Source organism: Pedobacter sp. JY14-1, assembly GCF_029269825.1.
Taxonomy (GTDB): domain Bacteria; phylum Bacteroidota; class Bacteroidia; order Sphingobacteriales; family Sphingobacteriaceae; genus Pedobacter.
Genome location: NZ_JARJHU010000001.1, coordinates 184,929 through 200,446 on the forward strand (window position 1 = coordinate 184,929; position 15,518 = coordinate 200,446).

Here is a 15,518-nt window from a genome sequence, read left to right on the forward strand (position 1 = left end):
TAGCCTACCTGGTTTCAGCCACCTTGCCGCAGGTCAGCATCGAAGCACCGTAATACGGGTTTTTGATGTCCTTTTCCTTGCTGAGCCAATAAGCCTTTTTCATCGGACAATATTGGTAATACACATTTCCTTCTACCTTGTCATCCGCCTTTACCACTTTCCACAGCGCAACAGAAAGCTCATTAAAACCTGCCCTCTGCTTGTCAATGTTACCGGCTTTTGCCAGTGTGCCAGTTGCTTTCACCAAGGCGTCTTTTCCCCCGAAATCTCCCGCAACGCTCAAACCCTGCTGAAGGGCAGCAATGGCCTGGGAGGCAGCTTTGCCGTCCGATGCCACCAGGGCATTTTTAACGGCCAGGTATTGGTCAAGCAGTTTTGTCGTGTTTTGGGCAAAGGCTGAATAATTTACCAGCACTACTGCCAACAGAAAAAATAACTTTTTCATCTTTTTATTTTTTTAGGTGTGTAATGGTTCAATCCTGAACCCTGTTTTTTTAATGGTCGCTATAATCTGATCCTCACCTGCTGCATCCGTGCTTACAGTAAGTATCTTGTCTTTATTTGCGGTATCTACATTCCAGTTCCCCTTGCCGGCTACCTGGTCCAGATGGGGCGTAACAGTAGCGACACATCCGCCGCAGTTGATATTGGTCTTGAATTGAAAGCTTTTATTTTCCATTGTTTAATTGTTTTATGATACAAATTTCCAAAATAACAGGCCTGGCGGGGTTACACAATTTTGAGTATGATTTGTAACTTTTACTGCTAGCCCTTCCCTGTTCAACATTTCATTTCTTCCACTTTAACCTGAGGCTGTTGCTCACCACGCTGACACTGCTCAGGGCCATAGCGGCTCCGGCAATCATCGGGTTCAGCAGGAATCCGTTGACCGGATAAAGAACGCCCGCAGCAATGGGGATACCGATCAGGTTATAGATAAATGCCCAGAACAGGTTTTGTCTGATGGTGGCTACGGTATGCCTGGACAGCCTGATGGCCTGGGAGATCCTGGTCAGATCAGAAGAAATAATGGTCATTTTGGCCACGTCCATTGCAATATCGCTCCCCTTGCCCATCGCTATGCTGACATCTGCCGTAGCCAGAGCCGTACTGTCATTGATACCGTCGCCCACCATAGCTACGGTCTTTCCTTCTTTTTGCAATTGTTTAATGAAGTCAGCCTTCTGCTGTGGCAATACCTCGGCCCGGTAATGTTTCAACCCGGCTTGTCCGGCGATGGCTTTTGCTGTAGCAGGGTTATCGCCGGTAAGCATGTACAGCTCAATACCCAGCTCCTGCAGCTCAGCAATTGCCCGGACTGAGCTTTCCTTAATCTGGTCGGAAATGGCCAGCACAGCCAGCGCCTTACTGCTGTCGGCAAACCAGATCACGGTCTGCGATTGACCAGCCCACTCAATGGCCTGCACCTGCAGGTCAGCGGCAATAGTTATCCCGTTTTCTTTCAGCAATGCTTCATTGCCGGTAAAATAGTTTTCTCCTTCGGCGAAAGCCTTCACCCCCTTACCCGTTACGCTTTCAAAACCCGAGATAGCAGCCGGGCTAAGCTGGTTCAGGTAGCCCGCAACCGCTTCAGCAAGCGGATGCTCCGACTGCTTTTCCATAGCCAGCAATATCGCTGCACTATCCGGATTCCCGTACAGCCATTTAATGCCGGTAACCTGGGGCCGGCCTTCAGTAATGGTACCTGTTTTATCCAGTACCATCGCATCTACTTGCTTAGCCAGTTCCAGGCTTTCTGCGTCCTTGATCAATATTCCGTTTTCCGCGCCTCTACCAACGCCCACCATAATTGCGGTCGGGGTAGCCAGCCCCAATGCGCACGGGCAGGCGATCACCAGTACCGTCACCGCGGCAAGCAGTCCGTGAACCAGGCCGTTTTCGCCGCCTAAAACCACCCATAAAGCAAAGCTCAGCAGCGCAATACCGATCACTACCGGAACAAAGATCCCGGCGATCTTATCCACCAGTTTTTGAACCGGTGCTTTACTGCCCTGGGCATCCTGAACCATTTTAATGATATGCGCGAGCATGGTATCCTTACCCACCTTAACCGCAGTAAAATGGAAACTGCCCTTTTGATTGATGGTACCCGCAAATACCTTTTCATCCTTTGATTTCAGCACCGGTACGGGCTCACCACTCAGCATACTCTCGTCCACGTAGGATTCCCCTGCCGAAACAATTCCGTCCACGGCGATCCGCTCACCCGGTCTTACCAAGATCCTGGACCCGGCCTGCACGTCTTCAATGGCTACCTGCTGCTCGCTGCCATCGTCCTTAACCAGTGTTACGGTTTTAGGCTGCAGCCCCATCAGCTTTTTTATGGCAGTGGAAGTATTGCCTTTGGCTTTTTCTTCCAGCAATTTGCCCAGCAGTATGAAAGCGATCACTACGGCAGCGGCTTCGAAATAAACGTGCGCATGCAGTCCCCTTTTATGCCAGAATTCAGGAAATAACATATTGAACAAGCTGAACAGGTAGGCAATACCTGTACTCAGGGCCACCAGGGTATCCATATTGGCCGAGCGGTGCCTGGCCTGTTTCCAGGCATTGACAAAGAAATCCTTCCCCAGCCAGCCGACAACCGGGGTAGATAACAGCCACATCAGCTCGTTGGCATAAGCCATATCCATAAAAAACATCCCGATAACGACCAGCGGTGCCGAAAGCAATACCGCCAGCAGTGTTTTTCTTTTCAGCTTATGGTATTTTTCCTGGTGAATACTTTCCAGGGTCTCCTGCTGGGCGGAGTCTTCCTGGATCAACAGGTCGTAACCTACCGACTGAACTGCTTGCTGCAGCACTTGTGGATTGGTCTCACCGGGCAGGTATTCTACCGTCAGGCTGCCCGTTGCAAAGTTTACTGATGCACTGACCACACCCTGGGCATGCTTAACAATGCTTTCTGCACTTGAAGCACACGAGGCACAACTCATGTGCAGGACCGGGAAGGTCTTTTTGACGGTGGCAACCCCATATCTCTCCTGTACATTGTCCTTTACCATAATATTCAACTTTCTTCAGCAAAATTGGTGATTAGCGGGCAGCCGGCACTTACAGAATTTTGGATTTTGTTTGTAAGATTTACAGCTTGTCCGGGAACCGGAAGCAACGGCGGGAAATTTTCTGTGTCTCCTGGATAGAAATGTCTAAATAAATTTATGATGAGAAGAAAACTACCGCAGCTATTGCTTGTGCTATTATTAATCGTTGGCCCATATTCAGTCTTTGCACACTACAGCGGGATCAGAAAAAAATTCAAAGCATGTAAAATTGAACTGAACGGAGTAAACTTCACTGTTGATCCGAGAATTGAATTGTTTCATACCATAGAAGTGATCAGTGGCATCCCGCTGGTTAATTTTATCGGATTGGATTACAAAGAAAAAATACAGGCGAATTTTGCTCCCTTTAAGGATCATCCGCTATTTGCCTTTTTAAAACAAAACCCTGTTTACGGCAAATTGTTCAAAACAATAGATGCCCCTATATGGTTCCTGATTCACCTGGATAATGATCTTGAATGGCGCAAAGACGTTCCCTACAGTGAGAAAGAAAATCCAAAGCTGGATTCCCTGAGGCTGATGATGAAAGATTTCGCTGCAAAGTCCGGGTATGCCGGGTTCTTCAACCGAAATTTGGATCTGTACAAAATCTCTTTGGAAAGTCTAACTTACAACCTGCCTGATTTCGATGAAAAAAACCGTCTTCTGGATTATTGCGGGGTTAAAGACAAAAGCGCAGTTCAGTTTAACGTGATCGTAAATTTCCTGGGATGGGGAAATTTCGGACCAAGGATATTCAAAGGTAATCAGGCGGAGCTGTATGCAATAATTGCTCCCGAAAAAATGGCCATACGCGTACCTACATTTGACGTAGCGGCACTCTATCGGCTGATATGGCATGAATTTGCCCATTCCTTTGCCAACCCTGCCATTGAAAGGGCAAATGCCCGTTTTGAAGAATTAAATTATTTATGGCCTCCCGTAAAAGAATCGATGAAAGCCCAGGCTTACAGTTCATGGGAATCCGTAGTGAAAGAACACCTGACAGAGGCCATAGCCTGCAGGATGGCGGCAAAAAAGTTTGGAGAAGACGCTGCCGATCTCAATTTTGTCAGATTGCAGAAAGCTAAGGATTGGATTTACCTGAATCCCCTGATCAAAGCGCTCAAATATTATGAATCTAACCGGAATACCTACCCCGATCTGGATAGTTTTATTCCGAAAATATTTGAATGCCTCAAAGCGGTTAAACAGCATGATATTGATTTGTGGTTAGCGGAAAAAGAACCACTAAAGAAACCAGACCTCAGCTCAATTCCTGAAATAGGCGCCATATACAGCAGGAAGCATATTCTTTTCATACTTCCGACCGGTGAAAAAGACAAGGATGCCGACCTGAAGCTGAAAGATTTTATTTCAAAATTTAAAAATCAGGTTTCTGCACTAAAGGATGCAAAAACGGTAGATGACACCACCGCATTAAAAATGGACCTGTCTCCCTACAATCTGTCAGTTTGGGGCACTCCATCCGGCAACCGGTTTTTAAAAGAACATCTGGCTGAATTGCCTGTCGGTATATATGACGACAAAATCATTGGTGAAAATGTATACAATGGTACTGGTTATGGAATGCTGATCGGCTGGGTCAATCCTGTTAATCCTGAAAATGTGATGGCCGTTTATACTGCACAAAATCCAGCAAACCTGGTAGACTTTAACAGGATCATGAACGGCAGTGGCAATTACCATATCTTCAGGAATTTTGTCACCATTAAATACGGGGATTTTAAAAGACAGGCTTCGGTCTGGTTAGCAAAATAGTGGCTGATGAAAAAAGATAGTTCTATGTTAAAACTCTGCTCTGCATTATTGCTGATAATTTCATTCTGTCAGGCTGAATGCGCTGCCCAAGTCAAAATAGCCGTTAGTCTTGATTCGGGATTATTTGGTCCTTATAAGGGACGATTGCGTGTTTATACCTTAAGCGACACCACTAAGGAGTTTACCCCGGAAGTTATGGAAAAGGAACCCGCCTACGCGGTCAACGTCCATAACTGGTCGGCCAGAGAACGCCGGGTCGTCGACAACTCCTCCACCCCCTACCTCATCCCATTGGATTCGTTAAGACCGGGTTATTATCGTCTTGTTGCTGTGCTGGATACCAATACGCGCCGTCGCGGCAATTCTGCACCTGGCAACCTGTATTCAAGTAAGGAAGCCATACTTTATATTGATGCTAATGGCAGGGGTACAGGAAACCTGGTATTGAACAGAACTTTCAGGGAACGTGAATTCAGACCCACCCGTTTCGTGCGGGAGATCAGGCTGCATTCCGATCTGTTAAGCCGCTTCCACCATGACTCAATATTTGTACAGGCGGCGTTGATCTTACCTGATTCATTTTATGAAAAACCCGATAGAATCTATCCTGTCGTCTTTATCATTCCTGGCTGGGGCGGAACGCATCATCACGGGGCAATCCCAGGAAATCAGCGAACATACGGAGTTGGAACCGGTAAGGAGAAAATTTATGTCTATCTGAATGCCGAATCACAAACGCCCTGGGGCCTGCATGCCTTTGTGGATTCAAGAGTCAATGGACCCTGGGGGAAAGCGCTGGTTAAAGAAATGCTACCCTATTTGCGCCGGACTTATCGTGTATCCCCAAACCCAGGGCACGCTTTCCTTACCGGCCAGAGTTCTGGCGGTTACGGAGTAGTCTGGCTTGCCATGAATTACCCGGAACATTTCGGAGGCGCCTGGGCAACGTCGCCGGATCCACTTGATTTCAGTTCGTTTACGGGAGTAAATTTGTATCAGGACACGAACTACTACATGAATAAGGACGGCTCTGAAAGGGGAATTTATAAAACAGCGAATGGGTATAAAAGTACCATGCGCAAATCCTACAGGTGGGAAAATTTTGAAGGGGACGGAGGTCAGCAGCAATCCTTTGAAGCAGAATTTGGTTTACCTGACAAAGATGGCCGGCCCGTTCCTATATTCGATATGACAAGTGGCCGGATTAACCGGCGTGTAGTGCAAAGCTGGCGAATGTACGATCTTGCACTCCGGCTTGAAAAAATGGGGAAAGCAATTGACAAACTTCCACAGGGAGGAATTACAATTTACGCCGGAAGTGAGGACAATTTCCGGTTAAACGAATCTGCTGAATCGTTTGGCCGGAAAGCAAGCGCCGTAAATGCAAGAATTAAGGTTAAGATCATACCCGGGGCAGATCACTTCAAAGTCCGCAGTGAAGCGCTGACGCAAGAAATACAGCAACAAATAGATGACCTGAGTGGAAATATTTCAGACTAAATATTAAGACGGCATGCGAACTCAATCTGAATGACTAATTTAATGGTCTAAACAGGACCATTTATGGCTTATAATATACCTGACCATCTGAAAGGCCTCAATGATGGCGCAGTCGCCGCCTCCAGGAAAAAGTATGGCTACAACCGGATGGACAAAATCCATAAAAGCACCGGACTGGAGTTGCTGATCGGCATACTGAAAGAGCCTATGCTGATACTGCTCTTTGCCATTTCGGTGATTTATCTCATCGTCGGCGACTATGGCGAAGCCTCGTTTATGTTTCTGGCGATCGTTGCTGTTTCTGCGATTTCGTTATATCAGGACACCCGCAGCAAAAAAGCGCTGGAGGCACTGGAAAAACTGAATGAACCTTTAAGCATAGTCATACGCAATGCACGGGTGGTCCAAATCCCGACCCATGAAATTGTTGTAGGCGATCTCTGCATTACTGAAGAGGGAAAAATGATCAATGCAGATGGCCGGATCGTGCACAGTAACGATTTTTCCGTTAATGAGGCCTCTCTGACTGGTGAAAGTTTGTCGGTATTCAAAAACAGTGACAGTGAAGACAATGCGGTCTATAGCGGAACTTTATCCGTATCGGGTTTAGCCGTTTTTGAAGTGGAGAAAATCGGGAAAGAAACCCGTCTGGGTAAAATCGGCATTTCGATTTCGGGCATAAAAGAAGAAGCGTCACCTTTGCAGCTTCAAATCAGAAGGTTTGTAAAAACGATGGCCATTGTGGGCATCGCCATCTTCGGGCTGGTCTGTGCAGTAAAATACTACCATACCGGCAATCTCCTTGACAGTCTGCTCAATGGCCTCACCCTGGCCATGTCTGTGTTACCCGAGGAAATCCCGGTGGCTTTCACCACTTTCATGGCATTGGGTGCCTGGAAGCTGATGCGTGAGGGCATTATTGTCAAGCGGAGCAGCATTGTGGAGACTTTGGGCAGCACAACCGTGATCTGCACCGATAAAACCGGAACCATTACCGAAAATACGATGCAGCTGAAACTTCTTTACGACTACGGTTCGAATCAGCTTTTTGAAGAAAAAGATTTCGGTGACCCTGCACTTTCCACACTGATCGACTATGCCATGTGGAGCAGTGAGCCCGTGCCTTTTGATCCGATGGAAAAGACCTTGCACAAGGTATACGAACAAACTCAGGCAGAAGACCACCGTAAAGCATTTGGGATGATACATGAATATCCGCTGGATGGTAAGCCGCCTATGATGACACATGTTTTTGAAAATGACGGAAAGCAACGGATCATTGCCGCAAAGGGAGCCCCGGAAGCCATGCTCAGCGTTTCCACCCTTTCGGAGGACGAAAAAAACAGCGTACGGAAGATTATCGAAACTTTGGGGCAACAGGGATTCCGGATCCTGGGCGTGGGCAGATCGAATTTTGAAGGCAACCACTTTCCTGTAAAGCAACAGGACCTCAGGTTTGATTTTCTAGGTCTGACCGTATTCTACGACCCGCCGAAAAAAGGAATACAGGAAGTATTCCGGCATATTTACGATGCCGGTATCCAGGTAAAAGTGATTACCGGGGACAATACCGATACGACCAGAAGCATTGCCGCTCAGGCAGGGATCTCAGATACGGGCAGGACCGTCGAGGGCAAAGAGATCATGGCATATTCTGAAGAGGAGCTTCTGCAGGTAACTGAAGATAAAGTATTGTTTACCAGAATGTTTCCGGAGGCCAAACTGGCTGTAGTGAATGCTTTGAAAAAGAAAGGGGAAGTGGTGGCCATGCTGGGTGACGGCGTTAATGATGGTCCGGCCTTAAAAGCTGCACATATCGGTGTGGCCATGGGCAACAAAGGGACAGAAATAGCCAAAGCAGCAGCAGCTCTGGTGATTACCAATGACGATCTCGACAAGCTGATCACCGGTATCGCATCAGGCAGAAGAATTTATGCCAATATCAAAAAAGCCGTTCAGTATATCATCTCCATTCATATACCCATTATCCTTACCGTTTCCCTGCCACTGTTTTTGGGTTGGGTGTTTCCTCAGATATTTACACCGGTACACGTGATCTTTTTAGAGCTGGTGATGGGGCCCACCTGTTCCATTGTCTATGAAAACGAGCCCATGGAGCGGAATACCATGTCCCGGCCGCCCCGAAAGATGACCGACACCTTCCTGAACTGGAAAGAGCTGGCCATCAGTATCATTCAGGGAGTGGCCATCACTGCAGGTGTATTATTCATTTATCAGTATACTGTGCAGGCCGGCGGCAGCGAAGAAAAAACAAGGGCAATGGTTTTTACGACCCTCATTTTTGCCAATATTTTGCTGAGCCTGGCCAATCGTTCCTTCTATTACAGCCTGTTTGAAAGCTTCAGCAACAAAAACAGGTTATTTGCAGTGGTCAGCAGCTTAACCCTCATCCTGCTTTTTGCCATATTGTATGTTGAACCTCTGGCTGATTTCTTCCGTTTAACTGGGTTGGAGGTAAAAGAGACAGGTACGGCGTTTGGTGTCGCATCTGCATCGGTATTATGGTTTGAAGTGTATAAAGGGATAAAAAGGATCAGTATCCGTCAATAATTTACAAATCGAGGTTTCTGAAACAATTTCCGTGCGGTAACAGTTAGTCAGAGGTACAAAGGGCAAATGCAAAACAAGGCTTATGAACAAGACTATCGTTATCACAGGGGCATCAAGCGGTGTAGGTAAGGCAATAGCACTCGCTTTCGCAACGAGGAAATACACATTGGTGCTGGCATCGCGGAGCATGAACGAACTGGAGCTGGTCGCCGGAGAATGCCGTGAGCTGGGCTCAAGGGTAAGCTGCCTGGAAACTGATGTTACAGAGCCATCTGACATGATCAACCTGGCGGCACATGCTGACGGGTTCGGAACCGGCATAGATGTCTGGGTAAACAATGCCGGGGTACTTGCTGCCGGTAAATTTGACGATACACCCATGGAAGTGCATGACCAGGTAATCAGAACCAACCTGATGGGTTATATCCACGGTGCCCATGCAGTGCTGCCTTATTTTAAAAAGCAGGGTTTTGGCACCATTATCAACAATATTTCCATAGGCGGTTTTCTTCCGGTAGCCTTCGGTGTTGGTTATTCGGCCAGCAAGTTTGGGCTGCGGGGATTCTCAGAGGCCTTAAAAGCCGAGCTGAGTAATCACAGCGACATTCATGTATGCGACGTCTTTCCGGCTTTCCTGGATACCCCTGGCATACAGCATGCGGCCAATTATACAGGCAGGCAGATCAGGCCCGCACCCCCGGTATATGATCCGCAAAGGGTTGCAGCAGCTGTCGTCGAACTCAGCGACCATCCGAGATCGGAAACGATGGTGGGCAGCATTTCTGTATTGCTGCGGCTGTCACATGCCCTGTTCCCTAACCTTACCAGGAGCATCTCCGGGATGGTGATCAGAAAATACCTGAAAAAGGCAGAGCCGATCACCAAAACCGATGGGAACTTGTTCAACCCCGTTCCTTTCGGAAATGCGGTGCATGGCGGCTGGGGATTACCGGGCAAACCCAAGGCCCATCGCAAATATCTCGCGGGTGGTCTGCTGGCCCTGGCAGCAGGCGTAGTGATCCTGCTGAAAAAATAATTTAAGACAACTGGGCCCGCGTGAGCTCACGGATGCCGTCAGGCCCTGCAATAATGGCGAGGCTGGCCAGATTGTAAAATAAGGAATGCTCTACAATGCCAGGTATCATTTTGATCTTGATGTTGAGTGCAGCCAGGTCGCCAGGTTCATCGAGAAAAATATCTGCAAGGTAATTGCCATTATCAGAAATGAGCGCACCATCTTTCTGATTACTCATGCGCTGTACCAGCTTCGCAGCGGGCAGTTCCGATGCGATCTTGGTGACGACTGAGCTGAGGGCCTGCGGCAGTATCTCGATAACCAGGGGGTAACGGCTGGTATCCAGTCTTTCCGCATATTTTCCTTCATCTCCGATCAGGATAAAGTCGGATGCGGCACTTGCGAGTATCTTTTCCGTAGTATGTATACCGCCGCCGCTTTTCAGGGCATTCAAACTGTTATCAAACTGGTCACAGCCATCGAAATAAATATCGATACTGCTGGTATTACCCGCAGTCTGTACACGCTGACCTTTATGGAGCAAATATACATTGGTCTTAAAGGACGAAGATACAAAGGTCACATTTCCCGATAGCCTTTGCTCCTGGCTTACGAGATCGACCAGATGAGCGACGGTACTCCCTGCCCCAAGACCAATGATCTGGCCTGGAGATATCCGTTTTACTGCGGCTTTTGCCGCTTCAAGTTTAAGATCTGCCATGCCGCAATTTAGGGATTTTTCTGTATCCCCTGTCCATTGTCCTGCCTGCCACCGCCGGTAACCCCGGAAAATACGGCCCTCCGCAAAACGCCGTCGTCAGTATCGCTACCGTATTCCCAGTACATCGCGCCAAGCATCCCTCTCTTGAGCAGATAGTCGCATTTAATGGCAATGGATTCCGGAGTTTCATACGTGCATACAAATTCTGCCTGGTCATTTTCCAGATAGGGAACCTTGGCTTGTTCATCCCATCGGGCAGTATAGCCGGTGAGGGCAACGATATCCCGGTAATCGATGAAACCCGCAATCCCGTTTCTGCCGTGGCCATAGAACGGGATACCCAGCACCAGTTTTTCGAGCGGCACCCCTGCACGGACATGTGCGGTGACCCCTTCGTCTACACTGATCCAGGAGGTATATTTGGAACGGTAAAGTCCGGCGTGATGATAAGAAGGATTGCCCATATCGTAAGTCATGATATTCACAAAATCAATAACCGGCACTATGGCTTTAAAATCTATATACTTACCATCGGCCACGGAAGCCAGTGTCAGTAGTTTCCGTTTTCCCAAAGCCTTTCTGAGCTCCTGCATCAGGAGTGTATAATGCTGTGTATCGTCCGGAGAGGCGGAAATCTTCGCCGCATTACTGGTCGGATATTCCCAGTCGATATCAATACCGTCAAGCTCAAATTCCTTTACTACCCGGTTGCAGTCTTCAGCAAACTGCTTCCTGCTGTTTTCCGCTGCACTCATCTCGCTGAAACGGCCACTGCCCCAGCCGCCTATGGAAAGCATTACCTTGAGTTTGGGATAACGCTTCTTCAGGGCTGTTATCCCCCTCAGCCGGTCCTCATTATCAATACGTACACCATTAAAGGTATTGTTCACATGACCGAAAGCATAGTTAATGTGCGTAACCACCGCCGGATCGGGCATGACTTTTGTCCAGGAGGTCACATAGGCAACGATCACCTTATGGCCGGGCTTCGGCGGCTTTCCCGCCGGATAGGCAGAAGAGACGAATGTTCCCGCGGCAAGCAGCAGGAACAACATCCTGAATACCTTACACATGCTCCATACCATACTGTTTCAGCACATCTGCGGGCACACCCTCCCACCGGTTGGGCTGGTTGCCCATATAGCCGATGTCTTTGATCCCGATTTCGCTGGTATAAAAGCCCGAAGCAGTGAGGTTGCGCATGAGGCTGAAAAACGAAACGCCCGGCTCCATTCCGGGCTTTACCTTACCGGGATAGGCAATGTCTTCGACCATTTCGATCCGCTGCTTTTCATCGGCATCCCGGAAAGTCTTGCCAAACTGGTTCAGGCACTGCACATCCAGCCATTTAAGCCCACCCCTGACAGGCACCTGGTGCCCGGGCATGTCCTTTACAATAAATTCAATGAAATCAGGCACTTTGGCATCCGTTGCACTGCCGGATTTTTCATCCCTTGGAATGATGATATCGGCCAGTACGCCAATGGTTGCCAGTTCATGTTCACTGAAGAATTTATACGAATTTAACCGCTTATCGCGCTCACTTTCAAAGGGCTGTCGTCCGGGAGGCGTTTCCTCTCCGGTTGCGGCTTTTTCTGTCTTTTTCTCTTCACCTGGTTTACAGGCCTCCAGCAACACGCCGGTACTGACCGCAGTCAGGCCGAGCGCTTTTAATGATTCACGTCTGTTCATGTCTTAGCTTAGGTTCAGTTGTTTCTTTTGCTGCAATATGTATTCGGCCGTGCGCATAGACAGGGCCAGTATGGTCCAGGTAGCGTTCTTGTCTCCCTGCTGAACAAAAGGAGCCGCGTCCACTACGAACAGGTTTTTGCAATCATGCGCCTGGCACCAGCGGTTTACGGCAGACTTCTTCGGATCATCGCCCATCCTTACCGTACCTACTTCATGGATGATCTTGCCCGGTGCCTCAAGCCCGTAATTGGTGTCAGGACCGGGGATACCCGAAGTGATCACGGCACCCATGGCATGCATGATCTCCTGGAAGGTTTCCCGCATATGTTTGGCCTGCTTAATTTCCTCAGGCGCCCATTTGTAATGGAAACGGAGTACCGGGATACCAAACTTATCGACCACATTGGGGTCGATCTCGCAATAATTGCTTTCACGGGCAATGGCTGTACCCCGGCCGGCCATTCCTACACCGGTACCATAGAATTTCCGGTAATCCTTTTTCAGTGAGGCACCATAACCTCCTGTTCCGTTCATGGTCTCGATACCCCAGCCAAATCCATAACCTGGCATGCTCAGGCCGCCACCATACTCAATGTGGTAACCGCGGGGGAAATCCAGCTTTTTATTGTCAAGCCACCAGGGCGAATAAATGTGCACACTGCCGACACCATCCTCATTATAACGCTTCCGGTCGACCAGTTGCGGCAGGTAGCCGCCCATGCTGGCACCCGTCGAATCGTGCAGGTATTTACCGACTACGCCGCTGTTATTCGCCAGGCCGTTAGGATGTGCCATCGATTTGGAATTGAGCAGAAGACGGGCCGTTTCACAAGCACTGGCACCCAGGATAACGAGCTTGCCCCGCACCTGGTGTTCCTGCAAGTCACGGGTATCCACATAGGAAAGACCGGTAGCCTTCCCGGATTTGTCGGTCAGCACCTCCCTCACCATGGCATTGGTGATTACTTTCAGGTTACCTGTCTTTACAGCCGGAATGACCAGACACGAAGACGCAGAAAAATCGCCGTATACTTTACACGACCTGCCACACTGCCCGCAATAAAAACACGGGGCACGGTCATTATTCCCCTTGAGTTCCTCAGTAAGTACCGAACCCCGGCCGGGAATCACCTTCACCCCTACCTTAGTAGCGGCTTTTTTAATGAACAGCTCGTTAAGCCTGGGCTTCGGGGGTGTCATGAAAATCCCATCGGGCTCACTTTCGATACCTTCTACCGTACCATAGATACCGATCATCCGGTCTACCTTATCATAAAAGGGTTTCAGCTCGTGGTAAGTGATCGGCCAGTCGTCGGTCAGGCCGTCCTTGCACTTGAAATCGTCCGGGCCCATCCGGAGAGATATACGTCCCCAATGGTTGGTCTTGCCACCCAGCATCCGGGAACGGAACCAGGAAAACTGCGAATTGTCTTTCTGTGTATAAGGCTCTCCGTCGAGTTCCCAACCACCATATGCAGCATCGAAGTCGCCAAAATGCCTGGTGGTCCCGGCACCTCTCCGGGGCGATTCCCATGGCCATTTTAACTGTTGTGAATCCGTACGGGGATCAAAATAGGCCCCTGCTTCCAGCATCAGTACCTTTAAACCGGCATTGGCCAGAACATAACCGGCCATACCGCCGCCCGCACCGGAGCCTACGATAACTGCATCATACTCCGTGGCAGGTTCTTTAATTTCAAACGCGCTCATTAATATTTGGTTATTAGGTCCAAAGAGCCCATTTGAAAGACCTCTGCGTTCAAATGGGCTCAACTGAAAGTAATATACAAATTTAATCAGCGCATACCTGCTCTGTCGTCTAATCTTTACAATTTGACAAACTCAACGCGTCTGTTGGATGCTTTGCCGGCGGGAGTCTTATTGTCCGCAACAGGTTTGGTCATGCCCAGCCCGTCAGTCTCCAGACGTGCAGCGTCAATACCAAAGTTAACAGCGATGAAATTCTTTACCGATTCGGCACGCTTCTTTGACAAGCTAAGATTGGATGCCGCGTTTCCGTCTGCATCGGTATGACCAATCACCTTAACCTTAATGTCCTGGTTTTCCTTCATGACATCGCCGATTTCCTTCAATACAGGATAAGACTGAGGTTTGATCTGGTCTGAGTTTACATCGAACAGGATACCGGAAGTAACGAACCTTCCTTCAGTGACCAGTTTGGAACGCGTATCCGGCTTTCCGGCCGCTACCTTGATATTGCTCACCAGGTAGCTGAAATCATCATCTGTGTAGCCACCCGTCAGGTCTGTGCCAAAGAACAGCTGGTTAATTGGCGCGGAGGTGTTCACGGCACGGGGAATATCTGCGATTTTCTCTTCGTTGATCCATAAGCGCAGCCTGGTGCCCTGTACGGAAAGTGCATAATGCGCAACCTTCCTCAGGGTTTTGTGAAAGGAAGCGATGACCTTTCTGTCATTGGTAAAGGTTTCCTTGTGCTTATCAAAACTCCGCAGGGTAAACGCGGTATTCTCACGCGCGCTGGGATCAATATGGAACTCGAAGGAATTGTAGATCCGGCGATCCTGCAAAAACTTGTTGTCAGCATTGTCGTCGGCACCGCTGCTGAAAGCCCCGAAGAACAGCGGCGGAATATAGTAGCCGGTTTTCGGGGTAACATTCAGGATCATATCCCATTCTATGGTATAATCGTTTCCAAAGCTTTTCAGCTTACTGCCGGACAGATAAACGCCCTTGTTCAGTTCGATCCATTTTGACTTATCCGCTTCAACAGCGACTACTACCCCGCTGGAATTTGAATTCCAGTTCACCGGCAGTTCCCCGATATTATCCTGAACAAAGTCCTCAGCGTACAATACCTGCTCGCCCGGAACAAAGTCAAATTTAGAATAGGTTTTAATGTCGGAAACCACTCCTTCTGTTCCGGCTGGCTGTTGAGGGTCTTCCTTCTTCGCAGCCCCTGTCTGTACCTCTTTTTTATCGCCTTCATTAAATATCTTCTCGACTCCCTTATCTACAGCCTTGTCCGCTACTTTATTGGCACCTTTTTCTGCAGCGCGTTCGGCGACCGATTTGCCAAGTTTCTTTAAGAACTGGGCCTTTGCCGCCGGGGGTGCCAATAAAATGGCGGATAAGGCGGTAAAAAGCAGCATTCTGCCTGCTTTTTCTTGCTTTGTTGTTTTCATATGGTTGT

Annotated in this window: 12 protein-coding genes; 4 read left to right on the forward strand and 8 right to left on the reverse strand. The window is 48.6% G+C overall.

Features of this window, described 5'->3' with window-relative positions:
* Positions 1–4: 4 nt before the first annotated feature.
* The 3 genes from P2W84_RS00795 to P2W84_RS00805 all read right to left on the reverse strand — a co-directional run bounded on the left by P2W84_RS00795 (position 5) and on the right by P2W84_RS00805 (position 3,026).
* Positions 5–445 (reverse strand): DUF3347 domain-containing protein, encoded by a 441-nt coding sequence (locus P2W84_RS00795; RefSeq protein WP_276088189.1) that lies wholly within the window; start codon positions 443–445, stop codon positions 5–7.
* Between the two features lie 12 nt (positions 446–457).
* Complete coding sequence (locus tag P2W84_RS00800; protein WP_276088190.1) at positions 458–679, reverse strand: heavy-metal-associated domain-containing protein; 222 nt, start codon at positions 677–679, stop codon at positions 458–460.
* Positions 680–788: 109 nt separating this feature from the next.
* Positions 789–3,026 (reverse strand): heavy metal translocating P-type ATPase, encoded by a 2,238-nt coding sequence (locus P2W84_RS00805; RefSeq protein ID WP_276088191.1) that lies wholly within the window; start codon positions 3,024–3,026, stop codon positions 789–791.
* A 159-nt stretch (positions 3,027–3,185) separates the two neighbouring features.
* Here P2W84_RS00805 and P2W84_RS00810 point away from each other — a divergent pair, with 159 nt between their 5' ends.
* The 4 genes from P2W84_RS00810 to P2W84_RS00825 all read left to right on the forward strand — a co-directional run bounded on the left by P2W84_RS00810 (position 3,186) and on the right by P2W84_RS00825 (position 9,954).
* Complete coding sequence (locus P2W84_RS00810) at positions 3,186–4,847, forward strand: DUF4932 domain-containing protein (protein WP_276088192.1); 1,662 nt, start codon at positions 3,186–3,188, stop codon at positions 4,845–4,847.
* 195 nt (positions 4,848–5,042) lie between these two features.
* Positions 5,043–6,347: an alpha/beta hydrolase-fold protein gene (locus P2W84_RS00815; RefSeq protein ID WP_276088193.1), complete on the forward strand. Its 1,305-nt coding sequence runs from the start codon at positions 5,043–5,045 to the stop codon at positions 6,345–6,347.
* Between the two features lie 63 nt (positions 6,348–6,410).
* A complete protein-coding gene (locus tag P2W84_RS00820; RefSeq protein WP_276088194.1) occupies positions 6,411–8,918 on the forward strand; it encodes a cation-translocating P-type ATPase in 2,508 nt (835 codons plus the stop codon).
* 82 nt (positions 8,919–9,000) lie between these two features.
* The gene (locus P2W84_RS00825; RefSeq protein WP_276088195.1) at positions 9,001–9,954 is read left to right on the forward strand and encodes an SDR family oxidoreductase; all 954 of its coding nucleotides are present in this window, start codon (positions 9,001–9,003) and stop codon (positions 9,952–9,954) included.
* Between the two features lies 1 nt (position 9,955).
* Here P2W84_RS00825 and rpiA read toward each other — a convergent pair whose 3' ends face one another.
* The 5 genes from rpiA to P2W84_RS00850 all read right to left on the reverse strand — a co-directional run bounded on the left by rpiA (position 9,956) and on the right by P2W84_RS00850 (position 15,510).
* The gene (gene rpiA / locus P2W84_RS00830) at positions 9,956–10,654 is read right to left on the reverse strand and encodes a ribose 5-phosphate isomerase A (RefSeq protein ID WP_276088196.1); all 699 of its coding nucleotides are present in this window, start codon (positions 10,652–10,654) and stop codon (positions 9,956–9,958) included.
* An 8-nt stretch (positions 10,655–10,662) separates the two neighbouring features.
* Positions 10,663–11,727, reverse strand: a complete 1,065-nt coding sequence (locus P2W84_RS00835; protein ID WP_276088197.1) for a glycoside hydrolase family 18 protein — start codon at positions 11,725–11,727, stop codon at positions 10,663–10,665.
* Entirely contained in the window at positions 11,720–12,346 is a 627-nt protein-coding gene (locus P2W84_RS00840) for a gluconate 2-dehydrogenase subunit 3 family protein (protein WP_276088198.1), read from the reverse strand. Before P2W84_RS00840 ends, P2W84_RS00835 begins: the two co-directional genes overlap by 8 nt.
* A 3-nt stretch (positions 12,347–12,349) precedes the next feature.
* Complete coding sequence (locus P2W84_RS00845) at positions 12,350–14,056, reverse strand: GMC family oxidoreductase (RefSeq protein WP_276088199.1); 1,707 nt, start codon at positions 14,054–14,056, stop codon at positions 12,350–12,352.
* 116 nt (positions 14,057–14,172) lie between these two features.
* On the reverse strand, positions 14,173–15,510 hold the full coding sequence (locus tag P2W84_RS00850; protein WP_276088200.1) for an OmpA family protein: 1,338 nt from the start codon (positions 15,508–15,510) through the stop codon (positions 14,173–14,175).
* Between the last annotated feature and the right edge of the window lie 8 nt (positions 15,511–15,518).